Raw genomic sequence first — 23,218 nt, 5'->3', positions numbered from 1 at the left:
TTCGAGTCTGGACCTTCGGTGCCGGCCCCAGTGAACTCGAACCGGTTGGTTCGGGGTGATGGGTGGCTGGTCGTTGTTTGAGAACTGCACAGTGGACGCGAGCATCTGTGGCCAAGTTTTTAAGGGCGCACGGTGGATGCCTTGGCACCAGGAACCGATGAAGGACGTGGGAGGCCACGATAGTCCCCGGGGAGTCGTCAACCAGGCTTTGATCCGGGGGTTTCCGAATGGGGAAACCCGGCAGTCGTCATGGGCTGTCACCCATACCTGAACACATAGGGTATGTGGAGGGAACGCGGGGAAGTGAAACATCTCAGTACCCGCAGGAAGAGAAAACAACCGTGATTCCGGGAGTAGTGGCGAGCGAAACCGGATGAGGCCAAACCGTATACGTGTGAGACCCGGCAGGGGTTGCGTATGCGGGGTTGTGGGATCTCTCTTTTACGGTCTGCCGGCCGTGAGACGAGTCAGAAACCGTTGATGTAGGCGAAGGACATGCGAAAGGTCCGGCGTAGAGGGTAAGACCCCCGTAGTCGAAACATCAGCGGCTCGTTTGAGAGACACCCAAGTAGCACGGGGCCCGAGAAATCCCGTGTGAATCTGGCGGGACCACCCGTTAAGCCTAAATATTCCCTGGTGACCGATAGCGGATAGTACCGTGAGGGAATGGTGAAAAGTACCGCGGGAGCGGAGTGAAATAGTACCTGAAACCGTGTGCCTACAAGCCGTGGGAGCGTCGCTGTATGTGCTTGCACATACAGTCGTGACTGCGTGCCTTTTGAAGAATGAGCCTGCGAGTTTGCGGTGTGTTGCGAGGTTAACCCGGGTGGGGTAGCCGTAGCGAAAGCGAGTCCGAATAGGGCGTTTCAGTAGCACGCTCAAGACCCGAAGCGGAGTGATCTAGCCATGGGCAGGTTGAAGCGGAGGTAAGACTTCGTGGAGGACCGAACCCACCAGGGTTGAAAACCTGGGGGATGACCTGTGGTTAGGGGTGAAAGGCCAATCAAACTCCGTGATAGCTGGTTCTCCCCGAAATGCATTTAGGTGCAGCGTCGTGTGTTTCTTGCCGGAGGTAGAGCACTGGATAGGCGATGGGCCCTACCGGGTTACTGACCTTAGCCAAACTCCGAATGCCGGTAAGTGAGAGCGCGGCAGTGAGACTGTGGGGGATAAGCTCCATGGTCGAGAGGGAAACAGCCCAGAGCATCGACTAAGGCCCCTAAGCGTACGCTAAGTGGGAAAGGATGTGGAGTCGCACAGACAACCAGGAGGTTGGCTTAGAAGCAGCCACCCTTGAAAGAGTGCGTAATAGCTCACTGGTCTAGTGATTCCGCGCCGACAATGTAGCGGGGCTCAAGCGTACCGCCGAAGTCGTGTCATTCATACAATAGGGCCAACGCCCGTATGGATGGGTAGGGGAGCGTCGTGTGCCGGGTGAAGCAGCCGCGGAAGCGAGTTGTGGACGGTTCACGAGTGAGAATGCAGGCATGAGTAGCGATACACACGTGAGAAACGTGTGCGCCGATTGACTAAGGGTTCCTGGGTCAAGCTGATCTGCCCAGGGTAAGTCGGGACCTAAGGCGAGGCCGACAGGCGTAGTCGATGGATAACCGGTTGATATTCCGGTACCCGCTGTGAAGCGTCAAACATTGAATCAGGCGATGCTAAGTCCGTGAAGCCGCCCTGGAGCCTTCGGGCAAAGGGGAGTGGTGGAGCCGACGGACCAGACTTGTAGTAGGTGAGTGATGGGGTGACGCAGGAAGGTAGTCCAGCCCGGGCGGTGGTTGTCCCGGGGTAAGGGTGTAGGCCGAGTGGTAGGTAAATCCGCCGCTCATCAAGGCTGAGACCTGATGCCGAGCCGATTGTGGTGAAGTGGATGATCCTATGCTGTCGAGAAAAGCCTCTAGCGAGTTTCATGGCGGCCCGTACCCTAAACCGACTCAGGTGGTCAGGTAGAGAATACCGAGGCGTTCGGGTGAACTATGGTTAAGGAACTCGGCAAAATGCCCCCGTAACTTCGGGAGAAGGGGGGCCATCACCGGTGATCCGTTTTACACGGTGAGCTGGGGGTGGCCGCAGAGACCAGCGAGAAGCGACTGTTTACTAAAAACACAGGTCCGTGCGAAGCCGTAAGGCGATGTATACGGACTGACGCCTGCCCGGTGCTGGAACGTTAAGGGGACCGGTTAGTCACTCTTCGGGGTGGCGAAGCTGAGAACTTAAGCGCCAGTAAACGGCGGTGGTAACTATAACCATCCTAAGGTAGCGAAATTCCTTGTCGGGTAAGTTCCGACCTGCACGAATGGCGTAACGACTTCTCGACTGTCTCAACCATAGGCCCGGTGAAATTGCACTACGAGTAAAGATGCTCGTTTCGCGCAGCAGGACGGAAAGACCCCGGGACCTTTACTACAGTTTGATATTGGTGTTCGGTTCGGCTTGTGTAGGATAGCTGGGAGACTGTGAAGCTTGGACGCCAGTTCAGGTGGAGTCGTCGTTGAAATACCAGTCTGGTCGTGCTGGATGTCTAACCTGGGTCCGTGATCCGGATCAGGGACAGTGTCTGATGGGTAGTTTAACTGGGGCGGTTGCCTCCTAAAGAGTAACGGAGGCGCCCAAAGGTTCCCTCAGCCTGGTTGGCAATCAGGTGTTGAGTGTAAGTGCACAAGGGAGCTTGACTGTGAGACCGACGGGTCGAGCAGGGACGAAAGTCGGGACTAGTGATCCGGCGGTGGCTTGTGGAAGCGCCGTCGCTCAACGGATAAAAGGTACCCCGGGGATAACAGGCTGATCTTCCCCAAGAGTCCATATCGACGGGATGGTTTGGCACCTCGATGTCGGCTCGTCGCATCCTGGGGCTGGAGTCGGTCCCAAGGGTTGGGCTGTTCGCCCATTAAAGCGGTACGCGAGCTGGGTTTAGAACGTCGTGAGACAGTTCGGTCCCTATCCGCTGCGCGCGCAGGAATATTGAGAAGGGCTGTCCCTAGTACGAGAGGACCGGGACGGACGAACCTCTGGTGTGCCAGTTGTCCTGCCAAGGGCATGGCTGGTTGGCTACGTTCGGGAGGGATAACCGCTGAAAGCATCTAAGCGGGAAGCCTGCTTCGAGATGAGTATTCCCACCCCCTTTGAGGGGTTAAGGCTCCCAGTAGACGACTGGGTTGATAGGCCGGATCTGGAAGCCCAGTAATGGGTGGAGGTGACCGGTACTAATAGGCCGAGGGCTTGTCCTCAGTTGCTCGCGTCCACTGTGTTAGTTCTGAGGCAACGACCGTTGCCGGCTTTGAGCAGAACGCAAAACTGAAAAGTGTGCTTGTTCGCTCGAAACCAATAGGGTTTCGGTGGTTATAGCGTGAGGGAAACGCCCGGTTACATTTCGAACCCGGAAGCTAAGCCTTACAGCGCCGATGGTACTGCAGGGGGGACCCTGTGGGAGAGTAGGACGCCGCCGAACAATCTTTGGAAGGACCCCTGGTCCCCAGCGTTCAGCTGGGGACCAGGGGTCCTTTTTGTTTTTCCGGAGCGCGCCGGGTACTCGGTTGCGCGAGAATGAACTTGCAGTACCGAAGACAGGAGTCACCGATGTCCACCAACTCTCCCGACGACCGACCGGAGCGCGACCAGCGGCGACGGGACAGTGGTGACCGCGGCGACCGGGGCGACCGCGGCGGTTACCGCGGAGACCGTGGCGGTGTCCGCCGCGACAATGACCGCCGGGACAACGACCGGGGCGGTTCCGACCGTGGCGGTAACGACCGCGGTAGTTATGTCCGTCGCGATGATCGCCGTGATGACCGGCGAGGCGATGACCGTGGGGACCGCGGTGGTTTCCGCCGTGACGACAATCGCGGAGCGTCTCCGCGCCGTGACGACCGTCCCGCAGGACCGCGCCGCGATGACCGTGGGGACCGCGGTGGCTTCCGGCGTGACGACAACCGTGGCGGGTACAGCGGTGGTCGGCGCGATGACCGTCGAGAGGGCGACCGTGGGCCACGTCCGGCGTTCCGCCGTGATGACCGTCCCGCCGGGCCGCGCCGTGACGATCGTCCCGCGGCGCCGCGTCGGGACGACCGTTCGGCCGGGCCGCGCCGGGATGACCGTCCCGCGGCGCCGCGTCGCGATGACCGTTCGGCCGGGCCGCGCCGGGACGACCGTCCCGCTGGGCCGCGGCGTGACGACCGTGGGGACCGCGGTGGCTTCCGGCGTGACGGTGACCGTCCGCCCTTCCGGCGTGACGAGCGTGGGGAGCGCGTAGAGCGTCGGGACGACAATCGCGGTGGCTTCCGGCGCGATGACAATCGTGGTGGGTTCACTGGTCGGCGTGACGATCGTCGGGGCGATGACCGTGGTGGTTTCGCTCGCCGTGACGACCGTCGGGATGACCGGCGCGATGATCGCCGTGATGGCGGTGACCGGGGCGGCTTCCGTCGTGACGACCGCGGCGACCGTCCCTCCTTCCGCAGCGATGACCGTGACCGTGGAGTCCGCCGGGACGACCGAGGTGACCGTGGCGATCGTGGCGATCGCGGTGGCTTCCGCAGCGATGAGCGGCGGGACGACCGCCGTGATGACCGCCGGGGCGATGACCGCGGTGGTTTCCGGCGTGACGACCGGCGCGACGACAACCGCGGTGGAGTCCGTCGTGACGACAGCCGCGGTCAGCAGGGTGGAGACCGCGGCGGGTACCGGGGCCGGGACGACCGTGGCGGCGGCCCCCGTGGGCCGCGTCGTGACGACCGGCGTGACGACCGTGGCGGACGTCCCGGCGGCTTCCGTGGCGGTGACGACCGGCGTGGTGGCGGGCGTTTCCGGGACGAGCGCGACCGCGACCGGGAGCCCATCAAGCGGCTGCCGATCCCGGAGGACGTCACGGGCGAGGAGATCGACAAGGACGTACGTCAGGAGCTGCAGAGTCTGCCGAAGGGGCTTGCCGAGGACGTCGCCAAGAACCTGGTGATGGTGGCGCGGCTCATCGACGAGGACCCCGAGGCGGCGTACGCCTACTCGAAGGTGGCTCTGCGGCTGGCGTCGCGGGTAGCTGCCGTACGCGAGGCCGGCGGGTTCGCGGCGTACGCGAACCAGAAGTACAGCGAGGCGCTCGCGGAGTTCAGGGCGGCGCGGCGGATGACCGGCGGTGTCGACCTGTGGCCCGTCATGGCGGACTGCGAGCGTGGGCTCGGGCGGCCGGAGAAGGCGCTGGACATGGCCGGGGCGCCCGAGGTGCACAAGCTGGACAAGGCCGGGCAGGTCGAGATGCGGCTCGTCGCGGCCGGCGCTCGGCGTGACATGGATCAGCTCGACGCGGCCATCGTGACGCTGCAGAGCCCGGAGCTGGCCTCCAACTCCGTACAGCCGTGGACCGCGCGGCTGCGGTACGCCTACGCGGACGCGCTGCTGGCGGCCGGCCGTGAGGGCGAGGCACGGGAGTGGTTCGCGAAGGCCGCGGAGGCCGATAAGGACGGCAGCACGGACGCGTCGGACCGGCTTGCCGAGATGGACGGGGTGGAGTTCGTCGACGCCTTCGACGAGAGCGAGGCGGAGGCTGAAGCTGAGGCGGAGGCTGAGGACGACGCTGTGTCTCAGGAGGCGCCCGCGCAGGCCGTCGAGGTCGCTGAGGACTCCGAGGCTGACGACGACAAGGACGACCACAAGGACTGACGTCGCTGAGTGAAAGGGCGGGGCCCCTGACCGGGGTCCCGCCCTTTCGCATGTTCAGACGTCCAGCGCGCGCAGCACCAGGCCCGAGGCCGGCTTCGGGCCGAACGACGTCGACTTGCGGGGCATGGTGACGCCCTGGCGGGCGAGGTCGCGTACGACCTCCTCGCGGACCGGGTGCATCAGGACCGCCGTCCCGCCGTCGCGTTCCGCCTTCGCGACCGTGGCGGCCGTGTCGTGTATGTAGGCGATGTGGGCGGGGGAGTCCTCGGGGATGTGCCAGACGTGGTCGAGGAGCGTGGCGTGCAGGACCGTCGCGTCCAGCGTGCGCCAGGCCGCCGGGCGGTCCGTGGGGATCGTGCGGGCCAGCAGGGCCGGGTCCGGGCGGTCGACGAGATGGAAGGCGCCGTCGCCGGCCAGCAGGAAGGCGTTGCCCGAGCAGGCGGCGCCGGCCAGGGCGTCCAGGGCCTCGGCCAACGGCAGTTCCAGGCGATGGATGCGGAAGTGGCCCTCCAGGGCCGCCAGGGCCTCCGCGACCGGCAGGCCGTGCAGAAGGCGGTGAATGGCGCGGACGCGCAGGGGATAGCGGGCTGTGTCGACGAGGAGGACCAGGCCGTAGTCCCAGGGGCTGGGAGAGGGGTGCTCCGCGCGTAGCCGCCGGTAGGTGGCCCAGCGGTGGTGGCCGTCGGCGATCAAGGCCTGGCGATCGGCCAGGTCGGAGCGGATGCGGGCCAGCTCGGCGGGGTCGGTGACCGACCACAGGCGGTGACTGAAGCCGTCCTCTGTGGTGGTGGCGAGCAGCGGGGGCTGTGCGGCGGTGCGTTCGACGGCCTCGGCGGTGGCGGACGCCGAACCATTTCCGCGGTACGTCAGGAGCAGCGGCTCCAGGTTGGCGGAGGTGGCGCGCATCAGGGCGGCGCGGTCGGCGACCACGTGCGGCATGACGTCCTCGTGGGGCAGGACGACGCCCTCCGAGGGCTCCGACAGGCGCAGGGCGCCGATGATGCCGCGCTGGAGCATGCCGTCGCCGTCGCGCTGCTCGTAGACGTACAGGCCGGGTTCGGTGTCGGTCGTCAGGATGCCTTCGGAGAGCCAGCGGCGCAGGGTGTCGGCGGCCTGTTCGTTGCGGATGCTGGGGGTGGCGGCCTGGGGCAGGATCAGCCTGACGATGTTGTACGGGTCGGCGGACTGGAGATGGTGCAGGCCGTCGGGGCGGACCACGACGTCGTACGGCGGGGAGGTCACGGCGGCCAGGCTGCCCACCCGGTCGGGGTCGTAGCGCAGGCCTCGGAACGGGGTGAGTTCCAGGCCCCGGCGCGTCGTTGCTTCCGAGTGGCCTGCTGTGTTCATCCCGGCATCGTACGGGTGTCAGTGGCATGGGGGATGATCGGGGGAAAGCCAGCCACACCAAGGAGCGATGCGGAATGAGCCAGGGCGTCAGGACGAAGCCCGAGGGCAGTGGGCAGGCCCTGAGCGAGGCGTACGACACGGCGCTGCTCGACCTGGACGGGGTGGTGTACGCGGGCGGGAATGCGATCGCGTACGCCGTCGAGTCGCTCGCCACCGCCCGCGCGGGCGGGATGCATCTCGCGTACGTCACCAACAACGCGCTGCGGACGCCTGACACCGTGGCCGGCCACCTCACCGAGCTGGGCATACCGACGGAGGCGTCGGACGTCATCACCTCCGCGCAGGCGGTCGCCCGGCTGATCGCCGAGCAGGTCCCGGCAGGCGCGCGGGTGCTGGTGATCGGCGGGGAGGGGCTGCGGGTGGCGCTGCGGGAGCGCGGCCTCGAGCCGGTGGAGTCGGCGGACGACGAGCCGGTGGCGGTCGTGCAGGGGTACGGCGGGCCCGAACTGCCCTGGGGGCGTTTCGCGGAGGCGTGTTACGCCATCGCGCGCGGAGTTCCGTGGTTCGCGTCCAACACCGATCTGACGATTCCGAGCGCACGCGGGATCGCGCCGGGCAACGGCGCGGCGGTGGAGGTGGTACGGATCGCCACGGGCGCCGAACCGCAGGTGGCGGGCAAGCCGTTGCCGCCCATGCACCGGGAGACGGTTCTGCGGACCGGTGCGCAGCGGCCGCTGGTGGTGGGGGACCGGCTGGACACGGACATCGAGGGCGCGTTCAACGGGGAGGTCGACTCGCTGCTCGTCCTGACCGGGGTGACGGACGGCCCGCAGTTGCTCGCCGCGCCGCCGCAGCACCGGCCGACGTATGTCGACGCCGATCTGCGGGGGATGCTCACCGGGCAGCCCGAAGTCACCGAGGAGGGCGACGGGTTCCGGTGCGGTGGATGGACGGCGGTGGCTGGCCCCGAGCAGCTGGAACTCGACGGTGACGGTGAGCCTCTGGACGGCTTGCGTGCGCTGTGCGCGGCGGCCTGGACGGCGGCCGGGGAAGGCGTATGCGCACTGGACGGGGGGAAGGCGCTGGCACGACTGGGTTTGTGAGCCGTCGGGGTGCCGCGTCACGAACGCTTCCACCCCACGCAGGGGAATCGTGGCTGAATGCGAGGGTAGGCTAACCTAACTGCGTGTTGGTAGACAGTCCTCCCGAACAGCGCGCGGAGACCGCCCCCGCGCCCCCAACCCGCCGGGCGATACGAGCCATTGGGCTGCTCGTCTCCGTGGTGATCCTGGTGCTGGTCGCGCTGGCGAGCATCGCGATCGGCGCGAAGGCGTTGTCCATGGGGCAGGTCTGGCACGGCCTGTTCCAGGACACGGGGACATACGGCGACGTCGTGGTCGCCGACCGGATCTCGCGAACGGTACTGGGGCTGCTCGTCGGTGCCGCGCTCGGCCTGGCAGGGGCCGTGCTCCAGGCGCTCACGCGCAATCCGCTGGCCGATCCCGGACTGCTCGGCATCAACGCGGGTGCGTCCGCCGCGGTCGTCACCGCCATCACGTTCTTCGGCGTCACCTCGCTGAGCGGTTATGTCTGGTTCGCGTTCGCCGGCGCGGCGGTGGTCGGGGCGCTGGTCTGGTTCCTCGGCGGCAGCCGGGGAGCGACACCGGTGCGGCTGGCGCTCGCCGGCACCGCGATCAGCGCCGCGCTCTACGGCTATCTCCAGGCCGTGATGATCCTGGACGACGTGGCGCTGTCCAGGATGCGCTTCTGGACCGTCGGTTCGCTGTCCTCGGCGAGCGACTCGGCCATCCTCCAGGTCCTGCCGTTCATCGCGGTGGGCACGCTCCTCGCGCTCTCGCTGGCCCGGCCGCTGAACGCCATGGAGATGGGCGACGACACCGCCAAGGCCCTCGGCGCCAACCTGAACCGCACCCGGGCGCTGGCCATGCTCTCCGCGACCGTGCTGTGCGGGGCGGCGACCGCCGCGTGCGGGCCGATCATGTTCGTCGGGCTGATGGTGCCGCACGTCGTCCGGTCCTTTACGGGGCCCGACCTGCGCTGGATCCTGCCGTACGCGACCATCCTGTCGCCGGTGCTGCTGCTCGGTGCCGATGTCATCGGCCGGATCATCGCCCGGCCCTCGGAGCTCCAGGTCGGCATCGTCACCGCGATCATCGGCGGCCCGGTCTTCATCTATCTCGTACGACGGCGGAGGACGGCGCAGCTGTGAAGACCAACCGTGCCATCAGGACGCCGGGCGGGCTCTCGCTCCGTGTGGACGTCCGTGCCGTCACCGTCGTGGCCCTGCTGCTGCTCTGCGCGCTCGCCGCGAGCGTCGTGCTGATCGGCACCGGCGACTTCCCGATCCCGGCCGCCGACGTGCTCAGAACGCTCGCCGGCGACGGCAACGCGGGCCAGGAGTTCATCGTCAACGAACTGCGGTTGCCGCGGGTTCTCGTCGGGCTCCTGGTGGGCGCTTCGCTGGGGGTCGGGGGGGCGCTGTTCCAGGCCATCTCCCGCAATCCGCTGGGCAGTCCGGACGTGCTCGGGCTCGGGCAGGGAGCCACGGCCGGCGCCCTCGTGATGATCGTGCTGTTCTCCGGCAGTGCGGCGCAGGTCACCCTCGGCGCGCTCGTGGGCGGTCTCGCGACCGGGTTCGCCATCTATCTGCTCGCCTGGAAGCGGGGTGTGCACGGCTACCGACTGGTCCTGGTCGGTATCGGTGTCTCCGCGATCGTCACCGCGATCAACGGCTATCTGCTCACCGTGTCCGACATCGTGGACGCCGCCCGTGCGGTCGTCTGGATGACGGGGTCGCTCAACGGGCGTGACTGGGACCAGGTCTGGCCGCTGCTCATGCTGTGCGGCGTGCTCGTGCCGTTCGTCCTCGCCAATGCGCGCGGGCTGCGGATGATGGAGATGGGCGACGACGTGTCGTACGCCCTCGGGGTGCGTGTCGAGCGCGTACGGCTGCTCCTGCTGGTCGCCGCCGTCCTGCTCACCGCGACCGCCACCGCGGCCGCCGGTCCCGTCAGCTTCGTGGCGCTCACCGCACCGCAGCTGGCCCGCCGGCTGACCCGCTCGCCCGGCCCGAACCTGCTGCCGTCCCTGTGCATGGGCGCCGCCCTCCTGGTCACCGCCGACTGGATCTCGCAGCGCACCTTCGGCGCCGACCAGGTGCCCGTGGGCGTGGTCACCGGTGTCCTCGGCGGCGTCTACCTGCTGTGGCTGCTGGTCACCGAGCGAAAGGCGGGCCGGATATGAGCCCGCAGAAGGAATCCCGGCCCGAGACGCGCGGCACGGCGAACGAGAACACCCGAAGGAGCACTGTGAACCGCCTGTCCGCCGAGAACGTGACCCTCGCCTACGACCAGCGGGTCATCGCCGAGGAGTTGTCGGTCGAGATACCCGACAACTCCTTCACCGTGATCGTCGGCCCGAACGCGTGCGGCAAGTCCACGCTGCTGCGGGCGCTGTCACGGATGCTGAAGCCGAACCAGGGGCGGGTGCTCCTCGACGGCAACGTCATCCAGTCGATGCCGGCGAAGAAGGTCGCGCGCACCCTCGGGCTGCTCCCGCAGTCGTCGATCGCGCCCGACGGCATCACCGTCGCCGACCTCGTCGGCCGCGGCCGCTACCCGCACCAGGGCATCCTGCGCCAGTGGTCCACCGAGGACGAGCGGGTCGTACAGGAGTCGATGACCCAGACCGGGGTGGCCGAACTCGCCGACCGGTATGTCGACGAGCTGTCCGGCGGTCAGCGGCAGCGGGTGTGGATCGCGATGGCGCTCGCCCAGCAGACACCGCTGCTGCTGCTCGACGAGCCGACGACCTACCTCGACATCCAGCACCAGATCGACGTCCTCGACCTGTGCGCCGAGCTGCACGAGGAGCAGGGCCGCACGCTGGTCGCCGTGCTGCACGACCTCAACCACGCCGCCCGGTACGCCACGCACCTGATCGCCCTGAAGGACGGCAGGATCATCGCCGAGGGGGCGCCGAACGACATCGTCACCGCGGACCTGGTCCAGGAGGTCTTCGGGCTGCGCTGCCAGGTCATCGACGACCCGGAGACGGGCACGCCGCTGGTGGTGCCGGCGGCGCGGAAGGCGCGTACGGACGCGAAGGCCGACGTGGAGAAGGTGGCCGCTACAGAAGCTTCCTGAGGCGGAGCAGGTCCCTGAGGCCTGCCTCCAGCTTCACCCGGCCCGAGCCCCAGGCCTTCGCGAAGTTCAGCTCGCCGTTCACCATGGCGACCAGGTCGTCTCCGGCCAGGGTCAGTCTGATCTGGGCCTTTTCCGGCGGCGGGCCCTGCAGCGTGTCCTGGACCACGATCCGGCCGCCCGTCATGCGGCCGACGAACGTGATGTCCAGGTCGGTGATGCGGCAGCTGACCGAGCGGTCCAGGGCGGCCGCCGTGGCGGCGTCACCCTCGGCGGTCTGCATGTTGTCCGAGAGCTTCTCGAGTGCGGCGCGGCACTCCTCGATCGTGGCCATCGCGCTCGACGGTACCGCAGCTGTTCGAGGTAGCGTCTGGGCATGAGCGACTCTGTTCCGGAGACGGAGACCCCCCAGGGGACGGCGGAGGCGCAGGCCGATCACGACCCCGCCGCCCCCGCCCCGCTGAACGTGCCCCGCACTCCCACCGGCAACGCCGAGGTCGACGCCCAGCTGGAGCGGCTCGCCGATGCCGACCACCTCGCCACCGACGGACACGTCGAGGTGTACGAGGATGTACACCGGGGGCTGCGTGACGCGCTCACCGCGCTCGACGCCCGCCCGGGACCTCCGGCGCCCCCATCGCCGTACGCAAGCAGGAGCTGAACCGAACGTGGCAGGAGTCGCACGCCGTCGTCTCGACGCGGAGCTGGTCCGCCGGAAGCTGGCGCGCTCGCGCGAGCACGCGAGCCAGCTGATCGCCGCGGGGCGGGTCACCGTCGGCAAGGCCGTCGCGACCAAGCCGGCCACGCAGGTGGAGACCGCCGCGGCGATCGTGGTCGCGGTCGACGACGGCGATCCCGACTACGTCTCGCGCGGCGGCCACAAGCTCGCCGGCGCGCTCGAGGCGTTCGTACCGCAGGGGCTGGTCGTCGAGGGGCGGCGGGCGCTGGACGCAGGGGCCTCCACCGGCGGTTTCACGGATGTGCTGCTGCGGTCGGGGGCCGCGCACGTCGTCGCCGTCGACGTCGGCTACGGACAACTCGCCTGGTCTCTTCAGAGCGATGAACGCGTCACCGTCAAGGACCGTACGAACGTACGCGAGTTGACGCTTGAAGTGATCGATGGGGAGCCTGTGGATCTTGTCGTGGGGGATCTGTCCTTCATCCCGCTCGGACTGGTGCTGCCCGCCCTGGTGCGGTGCGTGAAGCCGGACGCCGATCTGGTGATGATGGTCAAGCCGCAGTTCGAGGTGGGGAAGGAGCGGCTGGGCAGTGGGGGAGTCGTACGGAGTCCGCAGCTGCGCGCCGAGGCCGTGTGCGCGGTGGCCCGGCGGGCGTGGGAACTGGGGCTCGGCGTGAAGGGTGTCACCGCCAGCCCCTTGCCCGGCCCGTCCGGGAATGTCGAGTATTTTCTGTGGCTGCGGTCGGGTGCACCCGAACTGGACCCGGCCGACGTTGATCGTGCAGTGGCGGAGGGGCCGCGTTGACACAGAACCGAGCTCGTACTGTTTTCCTGCTGGCCCACACCGGGCGGCCCGCGGCGATCCGCAGCGCCGAACTGGTGGTGAAGGGGCTGCTGCGCGAAGGTATCGGCGTGCGTGTGCTGGAGGCGGAGGCGCTGGATCTGCCGCTGCCCGAAGAGGTGGAGCTGGTCAAGGAGGCGACTCCGCAGTGCCTCGACGGATGCGAGTTGCTGATCGTCCTCGGGGGTGACGGGACGCTGTTGCGGGGGGCCGAGTTCGCGCGGGCCTCCGGAGTGCCGATGCTGGGCGTCAACCTGGGGCGCGTCGGGTTCCTCGCGGAGGCCGAGCGGGACGATCTCGACAAGGTCGTCGAGCGGGTGGCGACGAAGGCGTACGAGGTCGAGGAGCGGATGACCGTCGATGTCGTCGTGCATCGCAACGGCGACATCGTGCATACGGACTGGGCCCTGAACGAGGCGGCCGTGCAGAAGGCCGGTGCCGAGAAGCTGCTGGAAGTCGTCCTGGAGATCGACGGGCGGCCGGTCACCGGGTTCGGGTGCGACGGGATTGTGCTGTCCACCCCGACGGGGTCCACGGCGTATGCGTTCTCGGCGGGTGGGCCGGTGGTGTGGCCCGAGGTCGAGGCCTTGCTGATGGTGCCGATCAGTGCGCACGCGCTGTTCGCGAAGCCGTTGGTGACCTCGCCGGACTCCGTGCTGGCGGTGGAGGTGCTGCCGCACATTCCGCCGGGTGTGCTGTGGTGTGACGGGCGGCGGACCGTGGAGTTGCCGCCGGGGGCGCGGGTCGAGGTGCGGCGGGGGGCTGTGCCGGTGCGGCTTGCTCGACTGCATCACGCGTCATTCACTGATCGGCTTGTGGCGAAGTTCGCGTTGCCGGTGTCTGGATGGCGCGGGGCGCCGCACTAGCGCTACCGGAGGGGTTGCGGGGTAGCGATACAGCCCCGCGCCCCTTATGGACGTCCACTCACCTGGGTGACATGCGAGGTCGGTGCGCATTCGTTACCTGCACCTTCACATGTCAGGGTCGGGGGGCGTCGCACTTCCCCACCCTGACCTCGTAAGGTCGTGTCCGTGCTGGAGGAAATGCGGATACGGTCGCTCGGAGTCATCGACGACGCGGTCGTCGAGCTGTCGCCCGGGTTCACCGCTGTCACGGGTGAGACGGGTGCCGGCAAGACCATGGTGGTCACCAGCCTGGGGCTGTTGCTCGGTGGTCGTGCCGACGCGGCGCTCGTGCGGATCGGGGCCAAGAACGCGGTCGTGGAGGGGCGGATCAGTGTGTCCGCCGGCGACACGGCCGCCGTACGGGCCGAGGAGGCCGGCGCGGAGCTCGACGACGGGGCACTGCTGATCAGCCGTACCGTTTCCGCCGAAGGGCGGTCCCGGGCGCACCTGGGCGGGCGCAGCGTACCCGTGGGGGTGCTCGCCGAGCTCGCCGACGAGCTGGTGGCCGTGCACGGGCAGACCGACCAGCAGGGGCTGCTGAAGCTGTCCCGGCAGCGGCAGGCGCTGGACCGGTACGCGGGGGGTGCGGTGGCCGGGCCGCTGGCCAAGTACACCGAGGCCTACCGGCGGCTGCGGGCGGTCTCCGTCGAGCTCGACGAGATCACCACGCGCGCGCGTGAGCGGGCCCAGGAGGCCGACATGCTGCGTTACGGCCTCGACGAGATCGCCGGCGTCGAGCCGCGCGCCGGCGAGGACGTGGAGCTGGCGGAGGAGGCGGAGCGGCTCGGGCACGCGGAGGCCCTGTCGTCCGCCGCCACGGCCGCTCACGCCGCGGTGGCCGGCAATCCGGAGGATCCCGAGGGCATCGACGCCGCCACGCTCGTCGCGGGCGCGCAGCGGGCCCTGGACGCCGTGCGCTCGTACGACCCGGCGCTGGCCCAGCTCGCCGACCGGATCGGGGAGATCGGGATCCTGCTCGGTGACGTGGCGGGGGAACTCGCCGGGTACGCCGACGACCTGGACGCCGATCCACTGCGGCTGGCGGCCGTCGAGGAGCGGCGGGCCGCGCTGACCGCGCTGACGCGGAAGTACGGCGAGAACGTCGCCTTGGTGCTGGACTGGGCCGAGCGCAGCGCCGCGCGGCTCACCGAGCTGGACGGCGACGACGAACGGATCGGGGAGCTGACCGCCGAGCGGGACGCGCTGCGGACCGAACTGGGCGGGCTGGCGCAGGCCTTGACGGACGCGCGGACGGAAGCCGCCGAGCGGTTCGCGGCCGCCGTGACCGCCGAGCTGGCCTCGCTGGCCATGCCGCACGCGCGCGTGTCCTTCGACATCCGGCAGACCGAGGATCCGGAGGGCGTCGAGGTCGGCGGGCGTACGGTCGCGTACGGGCCGGCCGGTGTCGACGAGGTCGAGCTGCTGCTGGCCCCGCATCCGGGGGCGCCGCCCCGGCCGATCGCCAAGGGCGCGTCCGGTGGTGAGCTGTCGCGCGTGATGCTGGCGGTGGAGGTCGTCTTCGCCGGGACCGATCCCGTGCCGACCTATCTCTTCGACGAGGTCGACGCCGGTGTCGGCGGCAAGGCCGCGGTGGAGATCGGGCGGCGGTTGGCCCGGCTCGCGAAGACCGCGCAGGTCGTCGTCGTGACGCACCTGCCGCAGGTGGCCGCCTTCGCCGACCGGCAGTTGCTGGTGGAGAAGACCAACGACGGGTCCGTGACCCGGTCCGGTGTGAAGGTGCTGGAGGGCGAGGAGCGGGTCCGGGAGCTGTCCCGGATGCTCGCCGGTCAGGAGGACTCCCAGACGGCCCGGGCACACGCGGAGGAGTTGCTGGCGACGGCCAGGGCGGACCTGTGACGAGCTGACCGGACGCCGGTCACCCTTCCTACGGCCGTCGCGCCCGGCCGTACGACCCCACCGAGCTGACGGAGGCTGCGTGTCCTGGTCCGACCACGCCATCTGGTGGCACATCCATCCGCTGGGCTTCCTCGGCGCGGAGCGCACCGCCCTGCCCCCGGGCGAGCCTCCGCGCCACCGGCTGCCCGCCCTCGCCGACTGGCTGGACCACCTGATCGCGCTGGGCTGCAACGGCCTCGCCCTGGGCCCGGTCTTCGCCTCCGAGACCCACGGCTACGACACGACCGACCACTTCCGGATCGATCCCCGTCTGGGCACCGAGCAGGACCTGACCGAGCTCGTCGAGCGCGCCGCCTCCCGTGGGGTGCGGGTCCTGCTGGACGGCGTCTTCAACCATGTGGGCCGGTCCTTCCGTCCCTTCGCCGACGTGGCACGACACGGCACGGCCTCGGCGTACGCCGACTGGTTCGTCCCCGAAGGGGACGACTTCCGCACCTTCGAGGGCCACCGTCATCTGGTGGCCCTGAACCACGCTTCCCCCGCCGTCGCCGACCACGTCGTCGCCGTCCTCGGCCACTGGCTCGACCGGGGTGTCTCCGGCTGGCGGCTGGACGCCGCGTACGCCGTCCCCCCGGCCTTCTGGCGCACCGTCACCGACCGCGTCCGGGCCCGGCATCCCGAAGCCTGGTTCAGCGGCGAGGTGATCCACGGCGACTACGCCGAGTACGTCACCGAGGGCGGGCTGGACTCCGTGACGCAGTACGAACTGTGGAAGGCGATCTGGAGCTCGCTGAACGACGCCAACCCGCACGAGCTCGCCTGGGCGCTCCGGCGCCACAACGCCATGCTGGACGTCTTCGCGCCGCAGACGTTCGTCGGCAATCACGACGTCACCCGCATCGCCAGCCGCCTGCGTGAGCCCGGGCAGCTGGCGCACGCCCTCACGGTGCTGTTCACCGTCGGCGGGATCCCGTCCGTCTACGCCGGCGACGAACGCGCCTGGCAGGGCGTCAAGGAGGAGCGCGAGGGCGGGGACGACGCGATCCGGCCGGCCTTTCCCGCCGACCCGTCGGGTCTCGGCGCCGAAGGGCTGTCCGTCCAGCGGCTCCACCAGAGCCTGGTGGGCATCCGGCGACGTCACTCGTGGCTCGTACGCGCCCGGACCCAGGTCCACACCCTCGGCGACGCGGTGCTCACCTACACCGCCGACGATCCCGGCACCGGCGCGGCCGTCGCCGTCGCGCTCAACTTCGGTACGGAGCCCGCCGCGGGCCGTGTTCCCCCCGCTCACTGGACGCACGCGGCGGGCGATCCCGTCATCGACCCCGCCACCGGATCCGTGTCCCTGCCGCCGCTCGGCTGGTCCGTCGCCACGGCGGCGGGCACCTGACGCGCACGCGGGCCGACTGGTCGCCGAGCGCGGCGCGATGAGGCGACTGCGGAGGCGACCCGGCTGGTGTCCGGGACCATGCCCGTTCTCGGTGGCCTGACGGAACCGCCGCTCCGCCCGCTTCCTAAGGTGGGCGCATGATCACGCGGATGAGGAGAAGCGCCGCCTTCGCCCTGGCGGCCGGGCTGGCACGGGCGACCACGGCGGGACTGCGCGCCGGCGCCCCCGGCGGCCGGGACCGGTGGGAGCGGACGAACTACGCGGGCCGGACCGTCGAGTTGTACGCGGGCCCTGCATGCGCCGTGGCGGCCGCGCTGGGGACGGTCCGGGTCCGTCCGGCCGCCGGATTCGCCGTGCTCGCCGCCGGTGTCTGCGGTGCCTACGACGATGTCGCCGGGGCCGATGACCCCCGGCGCGGATTCCGGGCCCACCTGTCCGCTCTCCGGCACGGCGAGGTCACCAGCGGGGCCGTGAAGCTGTTCGGGATCTCCGCGGCCGGGCTCGTCGCGGGAGCCCTGCTGAAGGAGCGAGCCGTCGACAAGGTGCTCGCGGGGGTCGTGATCGCCGGGGCCGCGCATGTCGTGAACCTCGTGGACGTACGGCCAGGGAGGGCCGCCGCGGCCGTTGTCGCGCTCGGTGCGCCCGGTCTGCTGCGGGAGGGGCCCGGGGCGGAGCTGGCCGCGGCCGCCATGGGGGCCGCGGTGGCCGTACTGCCCGACGACCTCGGTGAGCGCACGATGATCGGCGACGCGGGCGCGCACGCGCTGGGTGCGGCTCTGGGCGCCGCCGCGGTGGTGGGCAACGGGCGGGCCGGGCTGCTCGCACACGCCGCCGCGGTGGTCGCCGCGGCCGTGTACGGGGACAGAGTGAGCGAGGTGGCGCGTTCGGTGGGCGGGCGGTGACGGGCGCGCGCTCCCGGGGCCGGCAGGCGCGGGCACATAAGTGCGGAACCGGCCCTTCCCTCACTCGTGTGGGTGACCAGACCCACCATGCCGGCGGGCCGACCGGCTCCCGGCGTTCCCGGAACAGCCGTGCGTACTGGCATCCTTGGCGGAGAACGCAGTAACGCGTAGGAAGCGCGCGGTACACCCCTCCGCCCGACACCTTCTGTACGTTTCCTCGTGACCGCCCGACGCCGAACCAGGAGCCCCGGCCACGTGACCCCCGTGAGCAGCCACTCACCGCACGGCCAGTCGCAGCTGCGCACCGTACAGGTGCTGGGCGGAGGCAACGCCGGCAGCAGCGCGCATGTGCGCTCCCTGACCTCGGGGCTGGTCGCACGGGGCGTGCGAGTCACGGTGTGCGCCCCCGTCGAGGCCGATCGCGCCTACGACTTCACCGGGGCCGGTGCCGAACACGTGCACGTGCCGCGCAGCAGCGACCCGGGCTCGGTGGCCGCGCTCCGGATGGCCTGCACCAACGCCGACCTGGTGCACGCGCACGGACTGCACGCCTCCTTCCGCGCGGTGCTCGCGCTCAGCGGACGGCGCACCCCGCTCATCGTCACCTGGCACGACCGGGCGTACACCGAGGGCGCACGCGCCCAATTCCTGCGCCTGTTGGAGCGGCGGGTGGTGAAGGCCGCCGCCGTGGTGCTCGGTACCACCTCGGCCCTCGTCGACCGGGCCCGCCGCACGGGCGCACGGGACGCCCGGCTCGCCGCCGTCGCGCTGCCCGGCCCCCGGGATGCCGCCGAGCAGGAGGATCCCGACCGGCTGCGCCCCAAGGTCCGGGCCGAACTCGGTGCCACCGGACGCCCGTTGCTGATGGCGGTCGGCTCCCTCGACCGGCACCGGGGCTACGACCTGCTGCTGGACGCCACGCGCGCGTGGCGCCGCCTCGACCCCGTGCCGCTGGTGGTGATCGCGGGGGAGGGGCCGCTGCGCGCGGAGTTGCAGCGGCGGATCGAGGACGAGGGGCTGCCGGTCCGGCTCATCGGCCGTCGGGACGACGTCACCGAGCTGCTCGCCGCCGCCGACCTCGCGCTGCTGCCGAGCAGCGGGGAGTCGCGGGACGTCCTCGCCCAGGAGGCCCTCCACGCGCGCGTGCCGCTCGTCGCCACCTACGCGGGCGGCATCCCCGAACTCGTCGGCGACGCGGCCGAACTCGTCCCGGACGGTGACGCGGAGGCCTTCGCGGACGCCGTCGTACGGCTGCTCGGCGATCCCGAGCGGCAGCAGCTGCTCAGGGAGAAGGGCCTCCGGCAAGCGGCCACTTGGCCGACCGAGGACGAGACGGTCGCCCAGGTCCTCAGTGTCTACGACGAGTTGACCCAGCCGCGGCCGCTGATCTAGGCAGCTAGGGCACGAGCCGACGCGCCCGCAGCGCCAGGCTCAACGCCAGTACCGTCTGCGGGTCGTCGAGGTCGGTGCCCAGCAACTCGCCGATGCGGGCGAGACGGTTGTACAGCGTCTGCCGGTTGAGGTGGAGTTCGCGGGCCGTCTCCGCCTTGCGGCCCGCGTGGGCCAGGTAGGTCTGCAGGGTGGGCAGCAGCGGCGGCTTGGAGCGGTCGTCGTGGTCGCGGATCGGGCCGATCGCGCGGTCCACGAAGGCCGCCAGGTCCGGATGGTCGCGCAGCCGCCACAGCAGCAGGTCGATGTCCAGGCGGCGGGCGTCGTACCAGGGCCGGTCCGACAGCCCCTGGGCCGCCGTCGCCGTCTCCGCCGCGTGCCTGAGGCCCGCCGAGGCCGCCGCCCAGCCGCCCGTCACCCCGACGACCACCACCGGCGGCTGCGCCCCGGGCCGCTGCATCCCGGCCCGCTCCACGCCCGCCCTGAGCGCCGCCGCGACCCCGTCCGCGACCGCCGACCGCTCCGACTCCGAACGCAGGCCCAGCAGCAGCGGAACACGGCCCTCGACGGGTCGTACGCCCAACAGGACCGGCACTCCCACGGCGGCCAGCTCCTCCGCGACCGCACGGGCCAGGACCGCCCAGCCGCCGCCGGTGGAGAGCGCGTCCCCCAGCCCCATCACCACGGGGAGCAGCGGGCTGTCGCCCGGTTTGAAGCCCAGCACGCGCGCCTGCGCGGGCGCGTCCTGAGCGGCGATCCGGCCCTCGGCGAGATCGGTGAGGAAGTCGCCGCGCCCGCGCGCCGCCAGCTCCTCCTCCTGCCGGGCCTGCATCAGCACCACGGCCAGGATGCCCGCGGCCCGTTCGGCGGCCATCCGGTGCACCGGCGCGAGCGGAGCCCGTACCGGCAGCAGGACGAGGCGGGCCCGGACCGAGCCCGTCCCGGCCCCGCCGCCCGGCACGTCCACCAGGACCGAGCCCGCCGGCGGCCCGTCCTTGTCCCGGCCGCGCAGCCCGTCCCACACCTGGAGCGGATCGGCGCCCTCGGGGCCGGCCCCGGCGGCGTACAGCAGCCGACCGTCCGTCGTCTCCAGGAAGACGGGGTTGCCGCCGAAGTCGGCCAGGATCCCGAGCACCTGGGGGATCCCGCCGCCGCCCAGCAGGGCCTCGGTACAGCGGCGGTGCACCTCCTCCGCCCGCTGGAGCAGGGCGTAGTGGCCGTTGACGATCTCGGTGTGGATCTCCTCGGTGACCGCCACGAAGGGCACCTCGCGGTGCAGCTGGACCAGTGGCAGACCGGCTGCGCGCGCCGTGTCGACGAGGGCCGCGGGCAGCCGGGTGAAGCGCGGGCCGAGCTCCACGACGAGGGCCGCGATTCCGCGCGCGGCGAGGGTGCGCACGAACGCGCGCTGTTCGGCCGGACGGGTGCCGAGGCCGTAGCCCGTGGTCAGCAACAGCTCACCGCCCTTGAGCAGCGAGGCGATGTGGGGCACCTCGCCCGCGTGGACCCAGCGCACGGTGCGCCCCAGCCGGTCCGCGCCCGCGAGGATCTCGGGCAGCCCGCTGCGCAGGCCGGGCAGCTCCAGAGCACGCTGAACGGTGATCCCGGCGTCCTGGGTCTCGAATCCGTGGTCCGTGCGGCTCTCCATGCAGCGGACGCTACCTGCGGCGCGCCCGGTTAGGGAGATCACCGCCGGGTAGCGGCGGGAGCATGGACATCAGTGTGGTCGCCGTGGGGCGGGAGGACGACAGTCCGGTCGACGAGCCGTTGCGGGTCGCGGTGCTCGCCGACCGGCTCGGGTATCGCGAGGTGTGGGCCGGTGAGGGGCCCACCTGGGACTCCTTCGTCCTGGCCACCGCGATCGGGCGGGCCACCGAGCGGGTCGCGCTGACCGCCGGCCCGGTCCCGGTGTCGGTGCGCGACCCGTTCACGATCGCCCGGGGTGCCGCGGGCGTCGCGGCCGTCACCGGCCGCCCGGCCGGGGTGGCGCTGGGCACCTCCAGCAAGCGCGTGGTCGAGGGCGTGCACGGGCGGCACCGGGTCCGGCCCGCGGCCGCGCTGGAGGAGAGCGCGGCGGCCGTACGGCGCTTTCTGCACGCTGTGCCGGGGGAGCCGGTCGTACCGGACAGTCCCTTCCGGCGCCGGCTCCCGCCGCCCGGCGGCCGGCTCACCGTGGCGGCGTTCGGGGACCGCGCGATCGCCACGGCCGCCGCGCACGCCGACCGCATGCTGCTGGACATCGTCTCGCCGGAACAGGTGCGCGTCCTGCGGGGCAAGCTGCTCGCGGCGGCCGTGAAGGCCGACCGCACCCCGCCCACGCTGGCCGCCTGGCTGCCCGCGGCCGTCGATCCGGACCCGGAGTCCCTCGCCCAGGTCCTCGGCAGCATCGCCGGATATCTGACCGTGCCGGGCTACAGCGACATGTTCACCGCGGCGGGCCTCGGCGAGGCGGTGCAGCTGGCCGCGGCCGGCGCCGACCGGGACACCCTGCTGCGCGCGCTCCCGCCGGAGGCCGCCGGCGTGGTCGGTCTGGTCGGGGACCTCGACGCCGTACGGGCCCGGATCGACGCCTATGCCGAGGCCGGGCTCGACGAGATCGCGCTGGTGCCGGCCACGGCGGGCGACCCGGCGGGAGAGCGGACACTGACGGCGCTCAGGCCGGTCTGACGCTCAGGCCGGCTTGATGTTGTGGTTGAAGCGGAACACGTTGTCCGGGTCGTAATGCCGCTTCACCATCGCCATCCGCCGGGCGTTCTCGGCACCCAGACCGGCCACCACGCGCTCCGCGCCCTCGTCGCCGATGAAGTTGAGGTAGACCGCGCCGGTGCTCCACGGCCGCACGTCGGCGCGCACGTCCCGGACCCACTGGACGGCGCGTTCGTCGTCGGCCGGGTCCTCCCAGGCCGCGAACGGGTGCACCGCCCACGGCGCGTCCCGGTACGGCACGGGATACGCGCGTGGCCCGTCGGCGATCGCACCGCCCTGCGGGAACAGCACGTGCTGGGTGCTGGACGGCACGGGCATGGAGCGCGCGCGGTCGCAGAAGACGTCCACGAAGTCGTCGGGCGCCTGAGAGAGGTACTCCGCCGACCAGTAGTTCCGCAGTCCGGGCGGATCGTCGATCATGCACTGGACGTCGGCGTACGGCATCGCCCCGACGACCTCCGCCTCGTGCGGCAGCGCCAGCAGCGGCTCGGCGAGCTTGCGCAGGTCCTCCTCGCCCCCTGCGTACGTCAGCAGCACCCCGCACAGCAGCGTGCCGACCAGAGGCGGCGGGACGAACTCCTCGGGCGGGCCGGTGAGATAGATGACACCTCCGGCCGCCTCGACGGGGCCGACCGAGATCAGGTCGCGGTAGGTGCGGACGACCTCGGGGCCATGTTCCGGCAGGTACAGGACCAGGGCGATGGAGAACTCGGGCAGCTCGTGCAGCTTCAGGGTGATCGCGGTGGCGATGCCGAAGTTGCCGCCGCCGCCGTGCAGCGCCCAGAACAGCTCGGGGTTCTCGTCGGCGCTCGCGGTGACCCGGTCGCCGTCGGCGGTGACCAGCTCGACGCCGAGCAGATTGTCGACGGCGAGCCCGCAGCAGCGGTCCAGCCAGCCGGTGCCGCCGCCGAGGACGAAGCCGCCGACGCCGGTGGTGGAGGCCCGGCCACCGGTGGTCGCGAGGCCGTACGGCTGGGTGGCGCGGTCGAGGTGGCTCATCGTGGCGCCGCCCCCGATCCGTACCGCCTCGGCCGCCGGGTGGACGGTCACCCCGTGCAGCCGCCGCAGGTCGACGACCAGCCCGCCGTCGTTCAGCGCCATGCCCGCCACGCTGTGCCCGCCACCGCGGACCGCGATCTTCAGGTCCAGATCCCGCCCGAAGCGCACGGCCCGTACGACGTCGTCCTCGTCCACGCACTGCGCGATCACCGCGGGCCGCCGGTCGATCATGCCGTTGTGAACGATCCGGGCCTCGTCGTAGCCCGGATCTCCGGGCGCGAACACCTCACCGGTCAGATCCTCGCGCAACGCGGCAAGAGCCGCGCCCGCCTTCGAGAGGGAAGCCATGGCTGCCCCCTTCCGTGCAGGGGGTTGGTGGCTT

At 70.5% G+C, this 23,218-nt stretch carries 17 protein-coding genes, 2 rRNA genes and 1 pseudogene; 16 read left to right on the top strand and 4 right to left on the bottom strand.

What is annotated here, in order from left to right:
• Positions 1–109 precede the first annotated feature (109 nt).
• The 4 genes and pseudogenes from QFZ76_RS12540 to QFZ76_RS12525 all read left to right on the top strand — a co-directional run bounded on the left by QFZ76_RS12540 (position 110) and on the right by QFZ76_RS12525 (position 5,658).
• Positions 110–3,233, top strand: a 23S ribosomal RNA gene (locus QFZ76_RS12540).
• Positions 3,234–3,337: 104 nt separating this feature from the next.
• Positions 3,338–3,454, top strand: a 5S ribosomal RNA gene (gene rrf / locus QFZ76_RS12535).
• A gap of 128 nt (positions 3,455–3,582) precedes the next feature.
• Positions 3,583–4,827, top strand: a pseudogene (locus QFZ76_RS12530) (hypothetical protein); the annotation flags it as partial.
• Between the two features lie 21 nt (positions 4,828–4,848).
• Entirely contained in the window at positions 4,849–5,658 is an 810-nt protein-coding gene (locus tag QFZ76_RS12525; RefSeq protein WP_307679995.1) for a hypothetical protein, read from the top strand.
• A gap of 54 nt (positions 5,659–5,712) precedes the next feature.
• Here the strand turns inward: QFZ76_RS12525 and QFZ76_RS12520 are convergent, their stop codons facing one another.
• Positions 5,713–7,005 (bottom strand): DUF1015 domain-containing protein, encoded by a 1,293-nt coding sequence (locus QFZ76_RS12520; protein ID WP_307673785.1) that lies wholly within the window; start codon positions 7,003–7,005, stop codon positions 5,713–5,715.
• A gap of 74 nt (positions 7,006–7,079) precedes the next feature.
• Here QFZ76_RS12520 and QFZ76_RS12515 point away from each other — a divergent pair, with 74 nt between their 5' ends.
• The 4 genes from QFZ76_RS12515 to QFZ76_RS12500 all read left to right on the top strand — a co-directional run bounded on the left by QFZ76_RS12515 (position 7,080) and on the right by QFZ76_RS12500 (position 11,171).
• Positions 7,080–8,108, top strand: a complete 1,029-nt coding sequence (locus QFZ76_RS12515) for an HAD hydrolase-like protein (protein ID WP_307673784.1) — start codon at positions 7,080–7,082, stop codon at positions 8,106–8,108.
• Between the two features lie 83 nt (positions 8,109–8,191).
• Complete coding sequence (locus tag QFZ76_RS12510) at positions 8,192–9,235, top strand: iron ABC transporter permease (RefSeq protein ID WP_307673783.1); 1,044 nt, start codon at positions 8,192–8,194, stop codon at positions 9,233–9,235.
• Entirely contained in the window at positions 9,232–10,269 is a 1,038-nt protein-coding gene (locus QFZ76_RS12505; protein ID WP_307673782.1) for an iron chelate uptake ABC transporter family permease subunit, read from the top strand. Before QFZ76_RS12510 ends, QFZ76_RS12505 begins: the two co-directional genes overlap by 4 nt.
• Positions 10,266–11,171, top strand: a complete 906-nt coding sequence (locus QFZ76_RS12500; RefSeq protein WP_307673781.1) for an ABC transporter ATP-binding protein — start codon at positions 10,266–10,268, stop codon at positions 11,169–11,171. The genes QFZ76_RS12505 and QFZ76_RS12500 overlap by 4 nt, the downstream gene beginning before the upstream one ends.
• Here QFZ76_RS12500 and QFZ76_RS12495 read toward each other — a convergent pair.
• Positions 11,155–11,502: an SCP2 sterol-binding domain-containing protein gene (locus tag QFZ76_RS12495; RefSeq protein WP_307673780.1), complete on the bottom strand. Its 348-nt coding sequence runs from the start codon at positions 11,500–11,502 to the stop codon at positions 11,155–11,157. The two genes, QFZ76_RS12500 and QFZ76_RS12495, sit on opposite strands and share 17 nt — an antisense overlap.
• Before the next feature lie 42 nt (positions 11,503–11,544).
• Here QFZ76_RS12495 and QFZ76_RS12490 point away from each other — a divergent pair, with 42 nt between their 5' ends.
• The 7 genes from QFZ76_RS12490 to QFZ76_RS12460 all read left to right on the top strand — a co-directional run bounded on the left by QFZ76_RS12490 (position 11,545) and on the right by QFZ76_RS12460 (position 19,134).
• Positions 11,545–11,829: a hypothetical protein gene (locus QFZ76_RS12490; protein ID WP_307673779.1), complete on the top strand. Its 285-nt coding sequence runs from the start codon at positions 11,545–11,547 to the stop codon at positions 11,827–11,829.
• A gap of 7 nt (positions 11,830–11,836) precedes the next feature.
• On the top strand, positions 11,837–12,652 hold the full coding sequence (locus tag QFZ76_RS12485; protein ID WP_307673778.1) for a TlyA family RNA methyltransferase: 816 nt from the start codon (positions 11,837–11,839) through the stop codon (positions 12,650–12,652).
• On the top strand, positions 12,649–13,554 hold the full coding sequence (locus QFZ76_RS12480; protein ID WP_266442047.1) for an NAD kinase: 906 nt from the start codon (positions 12,649–12,651) through the stop codon (positions 13,552–13,554). The genes QFZ76_RS12485 and QFZ76_RS12480 overlap by 4 nt, the downstream gene beginning before the upstream one ends.
• Before the next feature lie 177 nt (positions 13,555–13,731).
• Positions 13,732–15,450 (top strand): DNA repair protein RecN, encoded by a 1,719-nt coding sequence (recN, locus tag QFZ76_RS12475; RefSeq protein ID WP_307679994.1) that lies wholly within the window; start codon positions 13,732–13,734, stop codon positions 15,448–15,450.
• A gap of 79 nt (positions 15,451–15,529) precedes the next feature.
• Entirely contained in the window at positions 15,530–16,840 is a 1,311-nt protein-coding gene (locus tag QFZ76_RS12470) for an alpha-amylase family protein (RefSeq protein ID WP_307673777.1), read from the top strand.
• Positions 16,841–16,977: 137 nt separating this feature from the next.
• Positions 16,978–17,742 carry a hypothetical protein gene (locus QFZ76_RS12465; protein ID WP_307673776.1) on the top strand — a complete coding sequence of 255 codons (765 nt, stop codon included), beginning with the start codon at positions 16,978–16,980 and terminating at the stop codon, positions 17,740–17,742.
• Positions 17,743–17,997: 255 nt separating this feature from the next.
• A complete protein-coding gene (locus QFZ76_RS12460) occupies positions 17,998–19,134 on the top strand; it encodes a glycosyltransferase family 4 protein (RefSeq protein WP_307673775.1) in 1,137 nt (378 codons plus the stop codon).
• A gap of 4 nt (positions 19,135–19,138) precedes the next feature.
• Here QFZ76_RS12460 and QFZ76_RS12455 read toward each other — a convergent pair whose 3' ends face one another.
• A complete protein-coding gene (locus QFZ76_RS12455) occupies positions 19,139–20,779 on the bottom strand; it encodes a PucR family transcriptional regulator (RefSeq protein WP_307673774.1) in 1,641 nt (546 codons plus the stop codon).
• Between the two features lie 62 nt (positions 20,780–20,841).
• On the opposite strand from QFZ76_RS12455, the gene QFZ76_RS12450 reads away from it, so the two are divergent.
• Positions 20,842–21,798: an LLM class F420-dependent oxidoreductase gene (locus QFZ76_RS12450; protein ID WP_307673773.1), complete on the top strand. Its 957-nt coding sequence runs from the start codon at positions 20,842–20,844 to the stop codon at positions 21,796–21,798.
• A 3-nt stretch (positions 21,799–21,801) separates the two neighbouring features.
• Here the strand turns inward: QFZ76_RS12450 and QFZ76_RS12445 are convergent, their stop codons facing one another.
• The gene (locus QFZ76_RS12445; RefSeq protein WP_307673772.1) at positions 21,802–23,184 is read right to left on the bottom strand and encodes an FAD-binding oxidoreductase; all 1,383 of its coding nucleotides are present in this window, start codon (positions 23,182–23,184) and stop codon (positions 21,802–21,804) included.
• Positions 23,185–23,218: the final 34 nt, after the last annotated feature.

The sequence above is a fragment of the Streptomyces sp. V4I2 genome, assembly GCF_030817655.1.
In the GTDB taxonomy this organism is placed as follows: Bacteria; Actinomycetota; Actinomycetes; order Streptomycetales; family Streptomycetaceae; genus Streptomyces; species Streptomyces plumbiresistens.
This window is presented reverse-complemented; position numbering and strand designations above follow the sequence as displayed.